The organism is Hyphomonas pacifica (assembly GCF_000682675.1).
GTDB classification, from domain to species: domain Bacteria; phylum Pseudomonadota; class Alphaproteobacteria; order Caulobacterales; family Hyphomonadaceae; genus Hyphomonas; species Hyphomonas pacifica.
Window position 1 is genome coordinate 113,435 of record NZ_AWFA01000056.1, and the last position, 16,027, is coordinate 129,461.

The following is a 16,027-nucleotide window of genomic DNA, read 5'->3' on the forward strand; positions in this document are numbered from 1 at the left end:
GCCGCCGATAAATAACGAACTAGACGCGGCGGCGTTTCGGCGGGCGGCATCCGTTGTGTGGGATTGGCGTCGTGTCCTGGATCGCTGTGACGGTCAGGCCTACAGCCTGCAGGGCACGCAGGGCGCTCTCACGGCCGGAACCTGGCCCGCGCACGTTCACTTCGACGGTTTGCAGACCGTGATCCATGGCCTTTTTCGCGGCATCCTCAGCTGCCATCTGAGCAGCATAAGGGGTCGACTTACGGGAGCCTTTGAAGCCCATCGTGCCGGAGGAAGACCACGAAATCGTGTTCCCCTGGGCATCCGTAATGGTGACCATGGTATTGTTGAAGCTGGAGTTCACATGAACAACACCGGATGTGATGTTCTTGCGCTCTCTCCGGCGGACGCGGGTCGTTTCACGAGCCATTGAAGATCAATCCTATTTCTTCTTGCCGGCAATCGGCTTCGCCGGACCCTTACGGGTACGAGCATTTGTGTGGGTACGCTGGCCGCGAACCGGAAGTTTGCGGCGGTGACGGAGGCCACGGTAGCAACCGAGGTCCATCAGACGCTTGATGTTCATCGAGGTCTCACGGCGAAGGTCACCTTCTACCATGTAATCGGCATCGATGGTTTCGCGGATCTTGATGACTTCGGCATCCGTCAGCTCGTTCACACGACGTGCCGGCTCAACACCGACCTTCTCGATGATTTCACGCGCCATGGCCGGGCCGATGCCATGAATGTACCGCAGCGCGATTTCAACGCGCTTGTTGGTCGGGATGTTAACGCCTGCAATACGGGCCAAGGCCGGTTCTCCTCAAGCGGACTGTGTTCATACATAAAGAGCGCGCCAAGTCGGAAAGCTCCGCCTTGCGCGCCGGCGATTAAGCCAAAAGCTAAGAAACGAGGCTTATAGCTATGGAAATTAACGCGTCAACCGCGGAATCCCAGCTTTATGCCGTCTCTTTCAGGGCCGCGTCGATGTCTGCACCAACAGCATCGATCGTCCCCATTCCATCGACTTCAACAAGTATACCACGTTCTGCGTAAATAGGCACCAGGGGCGCAGTATCCTCATAGTATTTTTCCAGGCGTTTGGAGAAGGTTTCAGGGTTGTCGTCCTTACGCCCCTGCTCCTCAAAACGCTTGGTGACACGTGACAGCAGCTTGTCATCATCAACAAGCATACGGATCACGCGATCCACGGCTTCGCCGCGGGATTCCAGCAGTTGGTCCAGGGCTTCCGCCTGGCCGACCGTGCGCGGAAAGCCATCAAAGATGAATCCCGGTGCGCCGGCCTTTTCGGTCAGCTGTTCGTCGATCAGGGCAATCACGATCTCGTCGGAGACCAGACCGCCCTCATCCATGATCTTGGCAACTCTCTGCCCAAGCTCTGATCCTGATGCGCGGGCTGCGCGCAGCATGTCGCCTGTGGAGAGCTGGATATAGCCCCGCTCCTCTACCAGGCGCTTTGCCTGCGTGCCCTTCCCGGCCGCAGGCGGCCCGAACAGAATGAGATTCATCTTTTACGACCCCCGAGTTTCGACTTCTTGATCATCCCTTCATACTGATGGGCGATCATGTGCGATTGTATCTGTGTTACTGTGTCCATCGTAACAGACACAACGATCAGAAGTGAAGTACCGCCGATATAGAACGGTATCTCTGGGAAATATCGCCGCAGGAGCTCGGGGAGAATACAGACAAAGGTCAGATACAGGGCCCCGATCGTCGTCAGGCGGGTCAGCACATAGTCGATATAGGCGGCGGTGTTGGAGCCTGGGCGGATGCCTGGAATGAAGCCGCCATACTTGCGCAGATTGTCTGCCGTTTCCTCCGGATTGAACATGATGGAGGTATAGAAGAAGGCGAAGAACATGATCAGCACGACTTGCGAGCCGATATAGGTCCACGAGCCGGGCGCGAAATGTGTCGCCAACCAGCCCAGAACGCCGCTCACGGCGCCGGAGGCCTCGGCATCGGCCGGATTGCCGCCCATGAAGCCAACCGCCGTCAGCGGCAGCATCAGCAAGGCAGAGGCAAAGATCGGCGGGATGACGCCGGACGTGTTGATCTTCAGCGGCAGGAAGCTCTTCTGGCCCTGTGCGAAGCCATGTGCCTGCTGGCGTTTTGGATACTGGATCAGCAGGCGGCGCTGCGAGCGTTCCATGAACACGATGAACACGACAAGCGCGATCACCATGGCCGCAATTGCGATAACAAAGGCCACGTTCACAGACGTCGTACGCGCCTGGGAGATCAGGTTGAAGATGGCTTTCGGCATCTCCGCAATAATCCCGGCAAAAATGATCAGCGAGACGCCATTGCCGATACCGCGCGCGGTAATCTGCTCGCCCATCCACATCAGCAGCATGGTGCCGCCCGTCAGCGTCACAACGCCGGTCAGAATAAAGAAGGGTGCGGAAATGCCGTCAATGCGAACAGAGGCCAGGCCCCCGGCAATCGCAAAGGACTGCACAAGGGCAAAGCCAAGCGTCAGATAACGAGTGTACTGGTTGATTTGCTTGCGTCCGGACTCCCCTTCCTTCTTCAGCTTTTCAAGCGTCGGAGAGGTGGCCGTCAGCATCTGGATGATAATGGACGCCGTGATGTAGGGCATCACGTTGAGCGCGAAGATACCCATCCGCTCAACGGCGCCACCGGCAAACATGTTCATGGAGCCCAACATGCCGTTGGACTGGCTTTCGAACAGGCTGGCATATTGTGAGGGGTCAAGGCCCGGAATCGGAATGAAAGTACCGAGTCGGTAAAGAAGCAGGATGCCGAGGGTGAAGAGGATCCGCGCCTGCAGGTCCTTGGCCTTCGCAAAGCTCGAAAAATTCATGTTCCGAGCCATTTGTTCAGCAGCATTTGCCATTGGCCGCTAGACCTCCCTGAAAAAGCGTTCGCCGCCTAAATCGGCGGCGAAACAAAGTTTGTGAAGGGGTACCCGGTAAAAACCGCCGATTATTCTTCAGCTGCGTCTTTCGCGGGGCCCGTGACGGTCACTTTACCGCCAGCCTTCTCAACAGCCTCAATGGCTGCTTTGGAGGCGCCTGTCACTGTAATATTCAGATTCTTCGGTGCGTCACCTTTTGCCAGCAGACGCACGCCATCGCGCACGTTGCGGACCAGGCCGGCAGCGACCAGAGTCTCTTCGGTCACGTTCTTGGCGTCCAGCTTGCCAGCTTCGATGGCTTTGCCGAGACGGCCAAGGTTGACCCAGGCGTGCGTCTTGGAGTTGCGGGCCGTGAAGCCACGCTTCGGCAGACGCATGTAGATCGGCATCTGGCCGCCCTCGAAGCCGTTCACGGCAACACCGGAACGGGCCTTCTGGCCTTTAACACCGCGGCCACCCGTCTTGCCCTTGCCCGAGCCGACGCCGCGGCCAATGCGCATGCGGTTCTTGGTGGAGCCTTCAGCAGGAGACAGTTCGTTCAGTTTCATCGGTCTATCTTTCGATATCGTGTGGCTGCGGATTGCGGCGATTACTCGCCGACAACCTCAACCAGGTGAGCCACCTTGCGGATCATGCCCCGCACGGCTGGCGTATCTTCGAGTTCCTTGGTCCGGCCGACCTTGTTCAGGCCGAGGCCCATCAGGGTCTGGCGCTGCTCAGGCTTGCGGCCGATCGGGCTGCCAACCTGGCGGACAGTAAGCGTGCTCTTAGCCATCTGTGTGCCCTTCCCTAGTTCGTCACGTCAGCCATGCCGGCTTCGGATGCACCGTCATTACGGCGACCGACGACATCCTGAACCTTGAGACCACGCTTGGAAGCCACCGTACGGGGGCTTGCCTGCTCTTTCAGAGCGTCGAACGTGGCGCGGACCATGTTGTAGGGGTTGGAGGAGCCGATGGACTTGCCGACGACATCCTGGACACCCAGAACTTCCATGACAGCGCGCATCGGACCACCCGCAATAACGCCGGTACCCGGAGGGGCTGCACGCAGGACCACTTTACCAGCGCCCCAACGGCCTTTGCCGTCATGGTGCAGGGTGCGGCCTTCGCGCAGCGGCACGCGGACCATGTTGCGCTTGGCTTCTTCGGTTGCCTTGCGGATCGCTTCCGGCACTTCGCGGGCCTTGCCCTTGCCAAAACCGGCGCGGCCTTTCTGGTCGCCAACGACAACCAGAGCAGCGAAACCGAAATTCTTACCACCTTTAACCGTCTTTGCGACGCGGTTGATACCAACCAGCTTGTCGACGATGTCGGACTGCTCCTCGTCGCGATCGCGATTACGGCGGCCTCTTCCTCTTTCTTCAGCCATCGGGCCTCTCCTTAGAATTTGAGACCGCCCTCACGGGCGGCGTCTGCCAGGGCTTTCACCCGGCCGTGGAACATGTAACCGCCGCGATCAAAGACTACGTCTTCAACGCCAGCCTGCTTGGCACGCTCTGCGAGCGCTTTGCCAACCAGGGCAGCCGCTTCCGTATCGGCACCGGTCTTTGCAGACCCGAGCACGTCCTTCTCCAGCGTAGATGCTGAAGCGAGCGTAATGCCTTTTTCGTCGTCGATGATCTGGGCAGAGATATTCTTGTGGCTGCGCGCAACGGACAGGCGCGGACGGCCTTCGGCGACCTTCCGGAGCTTTGTACGAACGCGCTGGGCGCGGCGCAGCATCTTTTCGCGTGAGCTTTTCATGGGCTTACTTCTTCTTGCCTTCCTTACGGCGGACATATTCGCCCTGATAACGGATACCCTTGCCTTTATACGGCTCAGGTGGACGGAATTCGCGGATCTTGGCAGCAGTCTGGCCAACGGCCTGCTTGTCTGCACCAGAGACGATCACTTCAGTCGGCTTCGGCGCATCGAGCTTGATGCCTTCCGGGGCCTTGAAGATCACGTCGTGCGAGAAGCCGAGTGCGAGTTTCAGATCGTTACCCTGCATTTGGGCACGATAGCCGACGCCGACCAGTTCAAGCGTTTTCGAATAGCCGTTGGAGACACCTTCCACCATGTTCGCAGCATTGGCACGTGCGGTGCCCCACTGCGTACGGGCGCGGGCGTCCAGGGCTTCAGCGAAAGTCGGCAGACGGCGACCGCGGGCTTTTTCAGCCTCGATACGCTCATTTGCAGCCTTCACGAGGTCTTCGCGCGGCATCACACTCAGTTCGTTGTTCTCGAACTTCGGCGTGATCAGATCGGACAGCACCATGGACAGTTCGCCCTTGGAGCCTTTCACTTTAACCGTCTGGCCTTCGACCGTGACGGTCGTGCCATTCGGAACAGTGATCGGGAGTTTACCAATACGTGACATGATAGCTCTCCTAGAATACCCGGCAGAGCACTTCGCCACCAACATTCTGGCTGCGAGCGGCATTGTCAGACATCACGCCTTTCGAAGTCGAAAGGATGGAGATGCCCAGACCATTGCGCACAAGCGGAATGTCAGAGACGGAAGAGTACACCCGGCGGCCCGGCTTGGAGACACGTTTGATCTCCGAGATGACCGGCTGGCCTTCATAGTACTTCAGCTCGATTTCAATATTCTTGTGACCGTCTTTTTCGACTTCGGTGTAGCCGCGGATGAAGCCCTCTTCGATGAGGACGTCCAGCACGCGAACGCGAAGCTTGGAAGACGGGGTGACAACCTTAGACATGCCGCGCATCTGGGCGTTCCGGATGCGTGTCAGCATATCACCGAGGGGATCAGAAATGTTCATCTTTGATATCCTCCCTCTCTACCAGCTGGACTTAACAAGGCCGGGGATTTGACCGTTCGAGCCAAGCTCGCGCAGCGCGATCCGCGACATTTTGAGTTTGCGATAGTAACCGCGCGGACGCCCGGTTACTTCACAGCGATTACGCACGCGGTTCGGAGCCGAGTTACGCGGAAGCTCTGCGAGTTTCAGACGGGCCTTGAAGCGTTCTTCCAGCGGAAGATCCTCATTCATGGCGATCGCCTTCAGCTCGGCACGCTTCGCGGCGTACTTGTCGACAAGCTGCTTGCGCTTCTTGTTCTTCTCGATTGCGCTCTTCTTTGCCATATCAGCAGATCTCCTGGCGCTAGTTCCGGAACGGGAAGCCACACTCGGCGAGGAGTGCCTTGGCTTCTTCGTTGGTTTCAGCCGTGGTGCAGACGATGATGTCCATACCGCGAATATCTTCCACCTGATCGTAATTGATCTCCGGGAAAACGATGTGTTCTTTCAGACCCATGGCGTAGTTGCCACGACCGTCAAAGCTCTTGCCGTTCAGACCACGGAAGTCTTTCACGCGCGGCAGGGCGATGTTGGTCAGACGGTCCAGGAACTCGTACATGCGCTCACGGCGCAGGGTGACCTTACAGCCGATCAGCATGCCTTCGCGAACCTTGAAACCGGCAATCGACTTGCGGGCCTTGGTTGCGACCGGCTTCTGGCCAGCGATAAGCTCGAGTTCAGCCAGCGCAGCCTTGATCTTCTTGGAGTCGGCAACAGCTTCGCCAACACCCATATTGATCACGACCTTGTCCAGCTTCGGAACCTTCATCGGGTTCGAATAGTTGAACTGCTCCTGAAGTTTCGCGCGGATCTCTTCGCGGTACTTCTTCTTGAGACGGGGTTCGTATGCATCAGACATCGATGGACTCCCCTGAACGTTTGGCAAAGCGCGTCTTGCGGCCATGCTCGTCAACTTTAAAACCAACACGCACCGCTTTGCCGTCACGCGGATCGGCGTGCGCCACGTTGGAGACGTGGATCGGTGCTTCGAACGTCTTAATGCCGCCCGGGTCCATCTGGTTCGGCTTCTGGTGGCGCTTGACGACGTTCACGCCGCGCACAACAACGCGGTTTTCGTCGACGAGAACCTTCAGGACCTCACCTTTGGTGCCCTTGTCACGGCCGGCGATCACGACAACCGTGTCGCCTTTTTTGATCTTCGCAGCCATCTTACAGGACCTCCGGGGCCATGTTCGCGATTTTGACCTGGTTCTTGCCGCGCAGTTCACGCGGGACCGGGCCAAAGACGCGGGTGCCGATCGGCTCACCATTATTATTGATGAGAACGGCAGCATTGGTGTCGAAACGGATGGTCGTGCCATCCGGGCGGTTGATGTCCTTTGCCACGCGAACGACGACAGCCTTGCGGACGTCACCCTTCTTCACGCGGCCCGTAGGAATGGCTTCCTTCACGGACACGACGATCACGTCACCGACAGACGCATAACGGCGTCCCGCGCCACCCAGCACCTTGATGCACTGGACGCGGCGTGCGCCGGAATTGTCGGCGACGCGAAGGTTTGATTGCATCTGGATCATGCGTCACCTTCCCCGCCGGAGACAAGCTCCCAGCGTTTCAGCTTGGAGTGCGGCAGGCACTCCTGGATCGTTACGGTTTGACCCTCAACAGCAGCATTCGCTTCGTCGTGGGCATGATACTTCTTGGAGCGACGAACGATCTTTTTCATCACCGGGTGGGTGAAGGTACGTTCGACGCGGACGATGGCTGTCTTGTTCTGCTTGGCAGAGACCACGACGCCTTCCATTACACGTTTTGGCATGATCTCTCTCCTACGCCTGACCTGCTTCGGCTTTTTCGCGAAGGATCGTCTTGACGCGCGCGATGTCGCGGCGAACTTCCTTCACCCGGGCCGTTTTTTCCAGCTGGCCGGTGGCTGTCTGGAAGCGCAGGTTGAACTGCTCTTTCTTCAGCTTGATCAGCTCGTCCTTGAGCTGATCGACGCTTTTCGTTCTTACATCCTGGGCTTTCATGATCAGATACCCTCAATCCGCTTGACGACTTTCGTCTTGATCGGAAGCTTGGCTGCGCCGAGACGCAGGGCTTCACGGGCGACATCCTCAGGCACGCCGTCGATCTCGAACAGGATGCGGCCAGGTGCGACGCGGGCGACCCAACGGTCGACAGAGCCTTTACCTTTACCCATCCGGACTTCAATCGGCTTGGCAGACACAGGCAGATCCGGGAATACGCGGATCCACACCTTGCCCTGACGCTTCATGTGGCGCGTTACGGCACGGCGGGTTGCCTCGATCTGGCGTGCGGTAACACGCTCGGGCTCCAGAGCCTTCAGGCCGAACTCGCCGAAAGCCAGCGAGAAACCGCCCTTGGCGTTGCCACGGATCTGGCCCTTGAAGGCCTTACGGAATTTTGTTCGCTTCGGTTGACGCATGACTTACGCTCCGGCGGCTTGCGAACCGGTGGCCGGTCCGCGCTGGTTTGCATTGGCACGGGCACGGGACTGGCCGGAAGATTCCAGACGCTTGTCCTGAGCCATCGGGTCGTGCTCCATGATCTCGCCTTTGTAGACCCAGACCTTGATCCCGATGATGCCGTAGGTGGTTTCGGCTTCTGCGGTGCCGTAATCAATGTCGGCGCGCAGCGTGTGCAGCGGAACGGAACCCTCTGCATATTTCTCGGTACGGGCGATCTCTGCACCGCCAAGACGGCCGGACACCATGATCTTCACACCGTCGGCGCCCAGACGCATGGCGGACTGGATGGCCCGCTTCATGGTACGGCGGAACGAGGCGCGGCGCTCAAGCTGGCGGGCAATGTCGTCAGCGATCAGCGTGGCATCGATTTCCGGCTTGCGGATCTCGACCAGGTTCACGCGAACTTCGTCGTCCGTCATCTTGGACAGATCTTTGCGCAGGGCTTCGATGTCCCCGCCCTTCTTGCCGATCACGAGACCCGGGCGAGCCGTGTGGATCGTGATGAGGCATTTCTTGTGCGGGCGCTCGATGATGATCTTGGAGATGCCTGCCTGCTTGAGGCGCTTGCGGATTTCCTTGCGGATCGCAATGTCCTCATGCAGCAGACGGCCAAAGTCGGCCGTGTCGGCATACCAGCGGCTGTCAGACGTCCGGTTGATACCAAGACGCAGGCCGATCGGATTTACTTTCTGACCCATTATGCGGCCTCCGCTTCAACTGAGGTGTCACGCAGGACGATGGTCAACTGCGAGAATGGCTTCACGATGCGCGCAGCGCGGCCGCGGGCGCGGGCACGAATACGCTTCATGACAAGGTTCTTGCCGACGTGCGCTTCCGCAACGACCAGGCTGTCAATGTCGAGACCGTGATTGTTCTCGGCGTTGGCGATGGCGCTTTGCAGCAGCTTGCGAACGTCCTTGGCAGGACGCTTCGGAGAGAACTGCAGCTCGGCCAGTGCGCGCTCGACCGGCAGACCGCGGATTTGCTGAGCCAGGAGGTTCAGCTTCTGCGGGCTGGAGCGGTACATGCGCAGCACGGCGCGGGATTCGTTCGACGCCTGCTTCGGAGGATTCTTGGCCTTACTCATGGCTTACTTCCTCTTCGCTTTCTTGTCCGCACCGTGGCCATAGTAGGTACGGGTCGGTGCGAATTCACCGAACTTGTGACCCACCATTTCCTCGGAAACGGTAACCGGGATGAATTTGTTGCCATTGTGGACCTGGAAGTTCAGGCCGACAAAGTTAGGCAGGATCGTGGAACGGCGCGACCAGGTCTTGATCACGACGCGCTTTTCGGAGGCGCGTGCATCTTCTGCTTTCTTGAGCAGATAGCCGTCTACGAACGGGCCTTTCCAGACAGAACGTGGCATGTCTTGCGGCTCCTCTTAGCGTTTCGCGTTGCGGCGACGGATGATCAGACGATCCGTAGCCTTGTTTTTACGGGTCTTCGGACCGCGGGTTTTCTTACCCCACGGCGTAACCGGGTGACGGCCACCGGAAGACTTGCCTTCACCACCACCGTGCGGGTGGTCGACCGGGTTCATGACAACACCGCGGACAGACGGGCGCTTGCCCATGTGACGCTTGCGGCCAGCCTTGGAGAGAACCTGGTTCATATTGTCCGGGTTGGACACAGCACCGATGGTTGCCAGGCAGCTATCCAGAACCATGCGCAGCTCACCGGAGGTCAGCTTGATCTGGGCGTAGCCACCGTCGCGGCCAACGAGCTGAGCATAGGTACCGGCGGAGCGGACCATCTGAGCGCCTTTTTGAGGCTTCAGCTCGATGTTGTGAATGATCGTACCCACCGGGATGTTTTTCAGCGGCAGGGTGTTGCCCGGCTTGATGTCGGCGGTTTTGGACGTGATCACCGTGTCACCGACTTCAAGGCGCTGCGGCGCGATGATGTAGGACAGCAGGCCGTCTTCATACTTGATCAGTGCGATGAAGGCCGTGCGGTTCGGATCGTATTCCAGGCGCTCGACAGTCGCCGGCACATCCCAGCGGTTACGCTTGAAGTCGACCTTGCGGTACAGCTTCTTGGCGCCACCACCAATGTGACGGGACGTGATGCGGCCCTTGTTGTTGCGTCCGCCGGATTTCGTCAGACCTTCGGTCAGCGCCTTGACGGGCTTGCCCTTGTGAAGGTCGGACTTGTCCACCAGCACCAGCTGGCGGCGTCCGGGAGAGGTCGGGTTGAAAGTCTTAAGTGCCATAATTCTCGTCCTTCCCCTACAGGCCCGTCGTGATGTCGACAGACTGGCCTTCGGCGAGCGTGACGATGGCTTTCTTCAGGTCGTTGCGGCGACCTTCGAAACCACGAAAACGCTTCGTCTTGCCCTTCTGGACCAGGGTGTTGACCTTGGTTACTTCGACCTTGAAGAGGGCTTCGACAGCCTCTTTGATCGCTTTCTTGTCCGCGTCGGGAGCCACTTCGAAAACAATCTTGTTTTCTTCAGCAACCAGCGTCGCTTTTTCAGTGATCAGCGGACGGCGGATAATGTCGTAGTGATGCGGTTTAACGTCGGCCATGATTATTTAGCCTCCTTCGCGCCGTCGAAACGGGCCTTGATGCCTTCAGCCGCTTCCTTGGTGATGACGAGCTTCTTGCGGCGCAGGATGTCATAGACATTCAGACCTGCGACCGGCAGCACGTCCACGTTCGGGATGTTGCGGGCAGCCTTGGCGAAATTCTCATCCACGGAGATACCGGAGATGATCAGGGCGTTCTCGATGCCGAGACCCGCGAACTGGCTGACCAGTTCTTTCGTCTTCGGAGCGGACATGACGGCCTCATCAAGCACGATGATCGCGTCTTCCTTCATCTTGGACGACAGGGCGTGAGCCAGAGCCATCTTGCGGATCTTTTTCGGAAGATCGTGGGCGTGGCTGCGGACTTTCGGGCCGTGTGCGACGGAACCGCCAACGAAGATCGGCGCGTTACGGGAGCCGTGACGTGCGCCGCCGGAGCCTTTCTGGCGGATGTACTTCTTCGTCGTACGGCTGACTTCGCCGCGCGTTTGCGTCTTGTGCGTACCAGCCTGGCGTTTGGCCAGCTGCCAGCGGATCGTGCGCTGGAGGATATCACCACGGATATCTTCGATGCCAAAAATGGCATCATCGACCGTGATGTTTCCAGCCGCTTTCCCGGCAAGGGTTTTGACTGCGAGTTCCATTATTCAGCACCCTCTTGAGTTGCTTCAGCGGCCGGAGCGTCTGCCGCGCCTGCTGCCTTGAAGGAGCCTGCTGCCGGAGCCTCTGCCGGAAGAGCTTTCTTCACGGCGTCACGCACTTCGACATAGCTGCCGTCATGGCCAGGCACAGCGCCCTTGACCAGGATCAGGCCACGCTCAACGTCGGTGCGGACGACTTCCAGGTTCTGGGTCGTGACGCGCTCAACGCCGTAATGGCCAGCCATTTTCTTGTTCTTGAAAACACGGCCCGGATCCTGGTTCATACCGGTCGAACCGTGAGAACGGTGGGAGATGGACACACCGTGCGTCGCGCGCAGACCACCGAAGTTCCAGCGCTTCATCGCACCGGCAAAGCCCTTACCGATCGTGATGCCGGCAATGTCGACCTTCTGGCCTGCAACGAAGTGGTCAGCCTGAACCTCAGCGCCAACTTCCGGCAGGTCGCCAGAGACGCGGAATTCTTTCAGTTTGCGCTTCGGTGCAACACCGGCTTTTGCGAACTGGCCGCGCAGAGCCTTGGAGGTGCGCTTTGCCTTCTTCTCGCCAATGCCGAGGATCACAGCCTTGTAGCCGTCTGTGCGGGTCACTTCCCCGCCCTTCTTCGTGGTGACGGTGCGCTCGTCTTCCGTGCGCACGCCGACAACCTGACAGCCGTCAAGGGAGAGAACCGTCACCGGGATGTGGCGACCATTCTCGTCGAATACACGTGTCATGCCAACTTTACGGGCAAGCACGCCAGAACGGGGTGCTGGCAGAGCCATTAGCGGCCTCCCTCAAGTTTGATCTCGATACCAACGCCGGAAGACAGGTCGAGCTTCATGAGAGCATCAACCGTCTGCGGGGTTGGGTCTACAATGTCGAGGATCCGCTTATGGGTACGGATTTCAAACTGCTCGCGCGACTTCTTGTCGATATGGGGAGAGCGGTTCACGGTGAAGCGCTCGATACGGGTCGGCAGCGGGATCGGACCTTTGACTTCAGCGCCGGTGCGCTTCGCCGTGTTCACAATCTCTTTCGCCGACATGTCGAGGGCGCGGTGATCGAAGGCCTTTAGCCTGATCCGGATATTCTGTCGTTCCATCGTTCTCGGTCCGTCCGCACAAAACACGTTAGCCCCAACAGAGCCAGCCAGGCCCCAGGGCGTTACGTGGGATTAAATTGTCTGTTTCGAGGGAGCGTTCGCTATCTAAAGCGCTGCCATCCCGGCGAATTCGGGGGTTTATGGGATGAACACGCCCACGTCAACTGACTCGCCTGAGGAATCTGCACAAAAGATTCACAGGTTTGCGCCGCGCCCGCCTGTGGTCATTTCCCTAGGACAGTCCGGCCAGCGCGGTGCACACCTCATCCACCGCCGTGTGCAGCACATTCACTGCATGGCCCTTCAGGATATGAAACGCCACATTCGGCCGGTGCGCCATGTGCGCGGCCACATGTTCGGCATTGATGATCGTGTCGTCGCCCGCCTGCAACCAGACCTGCCGGGCCGTCACCGCCTCCAGATCGTCTGACCAGTCCGCCATTGCCGCTGAACCATCGCGAATCCAGGCCTCGGCCCCCTGCTCCACCGCATGATACAGCCCCTCGGCCTGTACCTTCATGAGAATCGGATCCGACAGTGTCTCCAGGTCCATCGGAGAGCGCACGAATTGCGCCTTCAGGAAGGCCTTCGTGCCGCGCCGCCGATAGACCGGCAAGCCGACCGACATGACCATCTTCATGATCGAGGGGGCATGGCGCGTGGCCATGGCCGCAAACCGGGTCTGCGGGTCCATATGAGACAGATGCTTCGTCTCATCAATCGGGATGCCCCCGCCAATCACCAGCATCTCCCCCATCCGCTCGCCAAGCGCCCGCGCGATCCGGAACCCGTGGGACGATCCGCCCTGATGCACACACAGGCGCACCCGTTCCAGTCCCAGATGCTCCACCAGGGCAACCGCGTCCTCCACCGTCACGGCATCGAAGTCCGCCCGGGTCCGGCTCGGGCTCGTATAGCCATAGCCCGGCCGCGACGGCGCGATCAGCGTAATGTTCTCCGCCGCCAGCCGTCTCAGGAATTCCGGCGTGAAGAACGGGCCCTGAATATAGCCATGAATGAACAGGATGATCTTCTCGCCGCGGCCCACCCGATACCAAGCGAGCGTCCGCCCGCCGGGGCGCGGCAATTGGGAGAGGCCCGCCTTCGGCGTCATCCACACTTCCGCGCTGGGCGGATTCAGCTGCTCCGGCAACTGCCGCATCAGAAAGGCGATGCTGGCGCACAGCTGCACCACATCCGACATCCGAGCGCAGCCCGTCTTGCGCAGAATGCTCTTGGCCTGCCCCTTGATCGTCTCCACCGCCCGGCCACGCTGATCGGCAATTTGCTTCTGGCTGAGATTGGCCAGAAAGCCTTCCAGCACTTCGCTTTCGCTGGTCGTCAGGCCGAATGCCTCGCCAAGGCGCGTCATCAGGGCCGGTGACCAGTCAATATAAGACAGCGAGACATGCACCTGATCGGCAACATCCTTGGGCCTCTGGATCAGCGCAAGGCAGGCGCGAATCTGTGTCGCCTCCACATTCGCCAGAATGATCCGGTCCTGCGCCTGATGCGCGGCGGCCCTCAGTGTCTTGCGGATCTCCCCCAGCGCAGACGGGTCCAGCGGCAGCTCGTCCAGCGCGCAGGGAAATTCCTGCCCGGTCAGCTGCGCGGCGGCGGCATTGCCTGTCACCTGCCCGGTCCGCGCGGAAACTTCCAGAATCGCATGGAAGCGCTCATCATGAGAACTTTCGCGGCGTGATGCTTCCTCGATCAGCTTGCTGATGCGTGCACCATGCGTGTCCAGCATGTCATCATCGCCATGATGGCGCGGCACATCTTCTGCCAGCGCGACATTGTCCCTCTCCTCAAAGAAATAGGCCATGGCCGCGCCCAGAAACACATCGAAGCGCTCCGTTTGCGAGGGCACTTCATAGGCAGCGCCCAGCATGTCGAAATAGCGGTTGGTGTGGGACATACAGATTCGGCAACACGCTGCTGTGGAATGGAAGTTCATTCTAGAAGGCTGATTGGGGACAGCAAGGCTTTCGGCAATTTCCTGAAAATCTTTGCGCATAACCCCCGCGGGGCATGTCTGAGACGGGCCGTTCGCCTAATCTGCCCTCATCGCAGGCTGGGTGGGGATCCGGCCAAAGGACAAGGCCACACACAGGAAAGAATCCCGCATGAAGATACCTTCCTTCCTCACCTCCATGGGGCTCTCCGCCTTTGCGCTGCTGGCCCTGCCCGGCGCGTCAGCGCAGGAAATCGTTTCAACGAATGAGATCGCCTGCTCTAAAGGCGGGGCCGAGGCCTGTTTCTATGCCGGCGCGGACTATGCCAATGGCAGTAAAGGCTTGCCGCTGAGCAAGCCGAAAGCCGCCGAGCTTTTCATCAAGGCGTGTGACCTCGGCATTCCGGATGGCTGCTTCTATACCGCCAGAATGTATCGTTATGGCGTCGAAGGGATTGCCGCCGATCCTGCGCGTGGCATCTCGCTTTACGAAAAGGCCTGCACGATGGGCCATGAAGAGGCCTGCAGCGCCACATTCGCCATCCTGCGCACGGCGGAAAAAGGCGAGCAAGATATGCCCCGTCTTCTCACGGCCTTCGAAAAGGGCTGCGCCAACCAGTCCTTGAAGGCCTGCCAATGGGGCGCAGAGATCTTCTATGATGGCCGTAAAGGCAAGGATCCAGGCCATGTCGACCCCGTCCGCGCCGCGCCGCTGGCAGAGCAGGCCTGTGATGTAACGGGCGAACCCTATTTCTGCGTCATCGGGGAAATCATGTATGCCAAGCCGGATTCGCCCGCCTTCAATGCCGAAAAGGCGCTGAAGATGACGGCGATCAATTGCGAGGCCGGTGTCGAGGAATCCTGCGCGAACCTTGGCGGCATCTATCACAGCATTGGCGATTATGAGCGCGCCTACACCCAGTATGACAAGGCCTGCCAGCTCGGCAATGAGATCGGCTGCGGCGCGGCGAAGGATCTGAAATCCTGGCTGGATGAATGGGCCGAATGGAACGCCAAACAGGCCGCCCGCGAGGCGGAAATATCCGCCATGCTGAACGCTGGAGACTATAATGGCGCGGTTGCCACCGCCGTCTCGGTCTACAAATCCAGCGACTGGGCCGCGAAAGCCGTCAACGCCGCCTCTGCCGCTGGCCGCATGGGCGATGTAGATGATTATGACCTCAAAGTTCTCGAACTCTGGTTTGACAGCAAAGGCCCCGGCGGGGTCGTGAAGGCAGAGATGCGCCGCCGCGGCATTGCCGTCTCCGGCGAATATGATTCCTGGGCCGCAGACATGCAGACCATCAGATCCGCCAATCAGCGCTTCAATGCCGCCCGCGCCAATACGTCCAGCTATCGGCCGATCGAACGCGGCCCGTCGCTTGGCTCAAAGCCGATGCTCAGCGCAACCGATGCGGCGGCCCAGACGCGGGAGAAATACCGCTATGCTCACTGCACCATGAATGGAAACGCGAACAGGACAATCTGCCAGTAAGTCAGGCACGTCTCACGGCAGACTCCCCGGCGCTCACCTGTCTTAACGGCAGGTGGGCGTTTTCATGCTCGTCCCGCTTTACCGCCTACGGACAAATACGGCCCGGCAATCAACCTTTATTGCGCACAGCAAAAAGGCCGCCCTTTTGGGGCGGCCTTTC

Annotated in this window: 27 protein-coding genes; 1 reads left to right on the forward strand and 26 read right to left on the reverse strand. The window is 59.3% G+C overall.

The genetic code is table 11. From position 1 onward, the window contains the following. Positions 1–19: 19 nt before the first annotated feature. The 26 genes from rpsK to HY2_RS14430 form a co-directional block, all read right to left on the reverse strand. On the reverse strand, positions 20–409 hold the full coding sequence (rpsK, locus tag HY2_RS14305) for a 30S ribosomal protein S11 (protein ID WP_034797026.1): 390 nt from the start codon (positions 407–409) through the stop codon (positions 20–22). Between the two features lie 12 nt (positions 410–421). Next, positions 422–790, reverse strand: coding sequence for a 30S ribosomal protein S13 (gene rpsM / locus HY2_RS14310; protein WP_034828794.1), 369 nt, complete (start codon positions 788–790; stop codon positions 422–424). A 148-nt stretch (positions 791–938) separates the two neighbouring features. Next, on the reverse strand, positions 939–1,508 hold the full coding sequence (locus HY2_RS14315) for an adenylate kinase (RefSeq protein WP_034828796.1): 570 nt from the start codon (positions 1,506–1,508) through the stop codon (positions 939–941). Then, a complete protein-coding gene (secY, locus tag HY2_RS14320) occupies positions 1,505–2,863 on the reverse strand; it encodes a preprotein translocase subunit SecY (RefSeq protein ID WP_034828798.1) in 1,359 nt (452 codons plus the stop codon). The genes HY2_RS14315 and secY overlap by 4 nt, the downstream gene beginning before the upstream one ends. 89 nt (positions 2,864–2,952) lie before the next feature. Beyond that, positions 2,953–3,432 carry a 50S ribosomal protein L15 gene (rplO, locus tag HY2_RS14325; RefSeq protein WP_034828800.1) on the reverse strand — a complete coding sequence of 160 codons (480 nt, stop codon included), beginning with the start codon at positions 3,430–3,432 and terminating at the stop codon, positions 2,953–2,955. Between the two features lie 41 nt (positions 3,433–3,473). Continuing rightward, positions 3,474–3,659, reverse strand: a complete 186-nt coding sequence (gene rpmD, locus HY2_RS14330) for a 50S ribosomal protein L30 (protein ID WP_034797017.1) — start codon at positions 3,657–3,659, stop codon at positions 3,474–3,476. A gap of 14 nt (positions 3,660–3,673) precedes the next feature. Then, entirely contained in the window at positions 3,674–4,255 is a 582-nt protein-coding gene (gene rpsE, locus HY2_RS14335; protein WP_034828802.1) for a 30S ribosomal protein S5, read from the reverse strand. Between the two features lie 11 nt (positions 4,256–4,266). Beyond that, positions 4,267–4,629: a 50S ribosomal protein L18 gene (gene rplR, locus HY2_RS14340; protein WP_034828804.1), complete on the reverse strand. Its 363-nt coding sequence runs from the start codon at positions 4,627–4,629 to the stop codon at positions 4,267–4,269. 4 nt (positions 4,630–4,633) lie between these two features. Then, positions 4,634–5,245 (reverse strand): 50S ribosomal protein L6, encoded by a 612-nt coding sequence (rplF, locus tag HY2_RS14345; protein ID WP_034828806.1) that lies wholly within the window; start codon positions 5,243–5,245, stop codon positions 4,634–4,636. Positions 5,246–5,255: 10 nt separating this feature from the next. Beyond that, positions 5,256–5,651, reverse strand: coding sequence for a 30S ribosomal protein S8 (gene rpsH, locus HY2_RS14350; RefSeq protein ID WP_034797005.1), 396 nt, complete (start codon positions 5,649–5,651; stop codon positions 5,256–5,258). A gap of 18 nt (positions 5,652–5,669) precedes the next feature. Continuing rightward, on the reverse strand, positions 5,670–5,975 hold the full coding sequence (gene rpsN, locus HY2_RS14355; RefSeq protein WP_034828808.1) for a 30S ribosomal protein S14: 306 nt from the start codon (positions 5,973–5,975) through the stop codon (positions 5,670–5,672). 19 nt (positions 5,976–5,994) lie between these two features. Continuing rightward, positions 5,995–6,549, reverse strand: a complete 555-nt coding sequence (gene rplE, locus HY2_RS14360) for a 50S ribosomal protein L5 (RefSeq protein WP_034828810.1) — start codon at positions 6,547–6,549, stop codon at positions 5,995–5,997. Then, positions 6,542–6,859, reverse strand: a complete 318-nt coding sequence (gene rplX, locus HY2_RS14365) for a 50S ribosomal protein L24 (RefSeq protein ID WP_034797001.1) — start codon at positions 6,857–6,859, stop codon at positions 6,542–6,544. Before rplX ends, rplE begins: the two co-directional genes overlap by 8 nt. Position 6,860: 1 nt before the next feature. Then, entirely contained in the window at positions 6,861–7,229 is a 369-nt protein-coding gene (rplN, locus tag HY2_RS14370) for a 50S ribosomal protein L14 (RefSeq protein ID WP_027836773.1), read from the reverse strand. Then, a complete protein-coding gene (gene rpsQ / locus HY2_RS14375) occupies positions 7,226–7,471 on the reverse strand; it encodes a 30S ribosomal protein S17 (protein ID WP_034828812.1) in 246 nt (81 codons plus the stop codon). The genes rplN and rpsQ overlap by 4 nt, the downstream gene beginning before the upstream one ends. Positions 7,472–7,481: 10 nt before the next feature. Further along, positions 7,482–7,682, reverse strand: coding sequence for a 50S ribosomal protein L29 (rpmC, locus tag HY2_RS14380; RefSeq protein WP_034796996.1), 201 nt, complete (start codon positions 7,680–7,682; stop codon positions 7,482–7,484). A gap of 2 nt (positions 7,683–7,684) precedes the next feature. Next, positions 7,685–8,101, reverse strand: coding sequence for a 50S ribosomal protein L16 (rplP, locus tag HY2_RS14385; RefSeq protein ID WP_034796994.1), 417 nt, complete (start codon positions 8,099–8,101; stop codon positions 7,685–7,687). A 3-nt stretch (positions 8,102–8,104) separates the two neighbouring features. After that, a complete protein-coding gene (gene rpsC / locus HY2_RS14390) occupies positions 8,105–8,842 on the reverse strand; it encodes a 30S ribosomal protein S3 (protein ID WP_034828814.1) in 738 nt (245 codons plus the stop codon). Next, positions 8,842–9,231 (reverse strand): 50S ribosomal protein L22, encoded by a 390-nt coding sequence (rplV, locus tag HY2_RS14395; RefSeq protein ID WP_034796990.1) that lies wholly within the window; start codon positions 9,229–9,231, stop codon positions 8,842–8,844. The genes rpsC and rplV overlap by 1 nt, the downstream gene beginning before the upstream one ends. A 3-nt stretch (positions 9,232–9,234) precedes the next feature. Further along, the gene (gene rpsS / locus HY2_RS14400) at positions 9,235–9,513 is read right to left on the reverse strand and encodes a 30S ribosomal protein S19 (protein ID WP_034828816.1); all 279 of its coding nucleotides are present in this window, start codon (positions 9,511–9,513) and stop codon (positions 9,235–9,237) included. Positions 9,514–9,528: 15 nt separating this feature from the next. Continuing rightward, complete coding sequence (rplB, locus tag HY2_RS14405) at positions 9,529–10,359, reverse strand: 50S ribosomal protein L2 (RefSeq protein WP_034828818.1); 831 nt, start codon at positions 10,357–10,359, stop codon at positions 9,529–9,531. A 16-nt stretch (positions 10,360–10,375) separates the two neighbouring features. Beyond that, the gene (locus tag HY2_RS14410; protein ID WP_034796986.1) at positions 10,376–10,675 is read right to left on the reverse strand and encodes a 50S ribosomal protein L23; all 300 of its coding nucleotides are present in this window, start codon (positions 10,673–10,675) and stop codon (positions 10,376–10,378) included. Positions 10,676–10,677: 2 nt separating this feature from the next. After that, positions 10,678–11,319: a 50S ribosomal protein L4 gene (rplD, locus tag HY2_RS14415; RefSeq protein WP_034828820.1), complete on the reverse strand. Its 642-nt coding sequence runs from the start codon at positions 11,317–11,319 to the stop codon at positions 10,678–10,680. Further along, on the reverse strand, positions 11,319–12,098 hold the full coding sequence (gene rplC, locus HY2_RS14420; RefSeq protein WP_034828822.1) for a 50S ribosomal protein L3: 780 nt from the start codon (positions 12,096–12,098) through the stop codon (positions 11,319–11,321). Before rplC ends, rplD begins: the two co-directional genes overlap by 1 nt. After that, positions 12,098–12,418, reverse strand: a complete 321-nt coding sequence (rpsJ, locus tag HY2_RS14425; protein WP_034765807.1) for a 30S ribosomal protein S10 — start codon at positions 12,416–12,418, stop codon at positions 12,098–12,100. The genes rplC and rpsJ overlap by 1 nt, the downstream gene beginning before the upstream one ends. Positions 12,419–12,650: 232 nt before the next feature. After that, positions 12,651–14,336: an alpha/beta fold hydrolase gene (locus HY2_RS14430; protein ID WP_034828824.1), complete on the reverse strand. Its 1,686-nt coding sequence runs from the start codon at positions 14,334–14,336 to the stop codon at positions 12,651–12,653. A 208-nt stretch (positions 14,337–14,544) separates the two neighbouring features. Between HY2_RS14430 and HY2_RS14435 the strand changes: the two genes are divergently transcribed. Continuing rightward, positions 14,545–15,867 carry a tetratricopeptide repeat protein gene (locus HY2_RS14435; protein WP_034828827.1) on the forward strand — a complete coding sequence of 441 codons (1,323 nt, stop codon included), beginning with the start codon at positions 14,545–14,547 and terminating at the stop codon, positions 15,865–15,867. The last annotated feature ends 160 nt before the right edge of the window (positions 15,868–16,027 follow it).

Coding starts and splice junctions, on each gene's coding strand:
- rpsK (WP_034797026.1), bottom strand. CDS start 409: ATGGCTCGTGAAACGACCCGCGTCCGCCGGAGAGAGCGCAAGAACATC.
- HY2_RS14315 (WP_034828796.1), bottom strand. CDS start 1,508: ATGAATCTCATTCTGTTCGGGCCGCCTGCGGCCGGGAAGGGCACGCAG.
- secY (WP_034828798.1), bottom strand. CDS start 2,863: ATGGCAAATGCTGCTGAACAAATGGCTCGGAACATGAATTTTTCGAGC.
- rplO (WP_034828800.1), bottom strand. CDS start 3,432: ATGAAACTGAACGAACTGTCTCCTGCTGAAGGCTCCACCAAGAACCGC.
- rpmD (WP_034797017.1), bottom strand. CDS start 3,659: ATGGCTAAGAGCACGCTTACTGTCCGCCAGGTTGGCAGCCCGATCGGC.
- rpsE (WP_034828802.1), bottom strand. CDS start 4,255: ATGGCTGAAGAAAGAGGAAGAGGCCGCCGTAATCGCGATCGCGACGAG.
- rplR (WP_034828804.1), bottom strand. CDS start 4,629: ATGAAAAGCTCACGCGAAAAGATGCTGCGCCGCGCCCAGCGCGTTCGT.
- rplF (WP_034828806.1), bottom strand. CDS start 5,245: ATGTCACGTATTGGTAAACTCCCGATCACTGTTCCGAATGGCACGACC.
- rpsH (WP_034797005.1), bottom strand. CDS start 5,651: ATGAACATTTCTGATCCCCTCGGTGATATGCTGACACGCATCCGGAAC.
- rpsN (WP_034828808.1), bottom strand. CDS start 5,975: ATGGCAAAGAAGAGCGCAATCGAGAAGAACAAGAAGCGCAAGCAGCTT.
- rplE (WP_034828810.1), bottom strand. CDS start 6,549: ATGTCTGATGCATACGAACCCCGTCTCAAGAAGAAGTACCGCGAAGAG.
- rplX (WP_034797001.1), bottom strand. CDS start 6,859: ATGGCTGCGAAGATCAAAAAAGGCGACACGGTTGTCGTGATCGCCGGC.
- rplN (WP_027836773.1), bottom strand. CDS start 7,229: ATGATCCAGATGCAATCAAACCTTCGCGTCGCCGACAATTCCGGCGCA.
- rpsQ (WP_034828812.1), bottom strand. CDS start 7,471: ATGCCAAAACGTGTAATGGAAGGCGTCGTGGTCTCTGCCAAGCAGAAC.
- rpmC (WP_034796996.1), bottom strand. CDS start 7,682: ATGAAAGCCCAGGATGTAAGAACGAAAAGCGTCGATCAGCTCAAGGAC.
- rplP (WP_034796994.1), bottom strand. CDS start 8,101: ATGCGTCAACCGAAGCGAACAAAATTCCGTAAGGCCTTCAAGGGCCAG.
- rpsC (WP_034828814.1), bottom strand. CDS start 8,842: ATGGGTCAGAAAGTAAATCCGATCGGCCTGCGTCTTGGTATCAACCGG.
- rplV (WP_034796990.1), bottom strand. CDS start 9,231: ATGAGTAAGGCCAAGAATCCTCCGAAGCAGGCGTCGAACGAATCCCGC.
- rpsS (WP_034828816.1), bottom strand. CDS start 9,513: ATGCCACGTTCTGTCTGGAAAGGCCCGTTCGTAGACGGCTATCTGCTC.
- rplB (WP_034828818.1), bottom strand. CDS start 10,359: ATGGCACTTAAGACTTTCAACCCGACCTCTCCCGGACGCCGCCAGCTG.
- HY2_RS14410 (WP_034796986.1), bottom strand. CDS start 10,675: ATGGCCGACGTTAAACCGCATCACTACGACATTATCCGCCGTCCGCTG.
- rplD (WP_034828820.1), bottom strand. CDS start 11,319: ATGGAACTCGCAGTCAAAACCCTTGCCGGGAAAGCGGCTGGAAACATC.
- rplC (WP_034828822.1), bottom strand. CDS start 12,098: ATGGCTCTGCCAGCACCCCGTTCTGGCGTGCTTGCCCGTAAAGTTGGC.
- rpsJ (WP_034765807.1), bottom strand. CDS start 12,418: ATGGAACGACAGAATATCCGGATCAGGCTAAAGGCCTTCGATCACCGC.
- HY2_RS14430 (WP_034828824.1), bottom strand. CDS start 14,336: ATGTCCCACACCAACCGCTATTTCGACATGCTGGGCGCTGCCTATGAA.
- HY2_RS14435 (WP_034828827.1), top strand. CDS start 14,545: ATGAAGATACCTTCCTTCCTCACCTCCATGGGGCTCTCCGCCTTTGCG.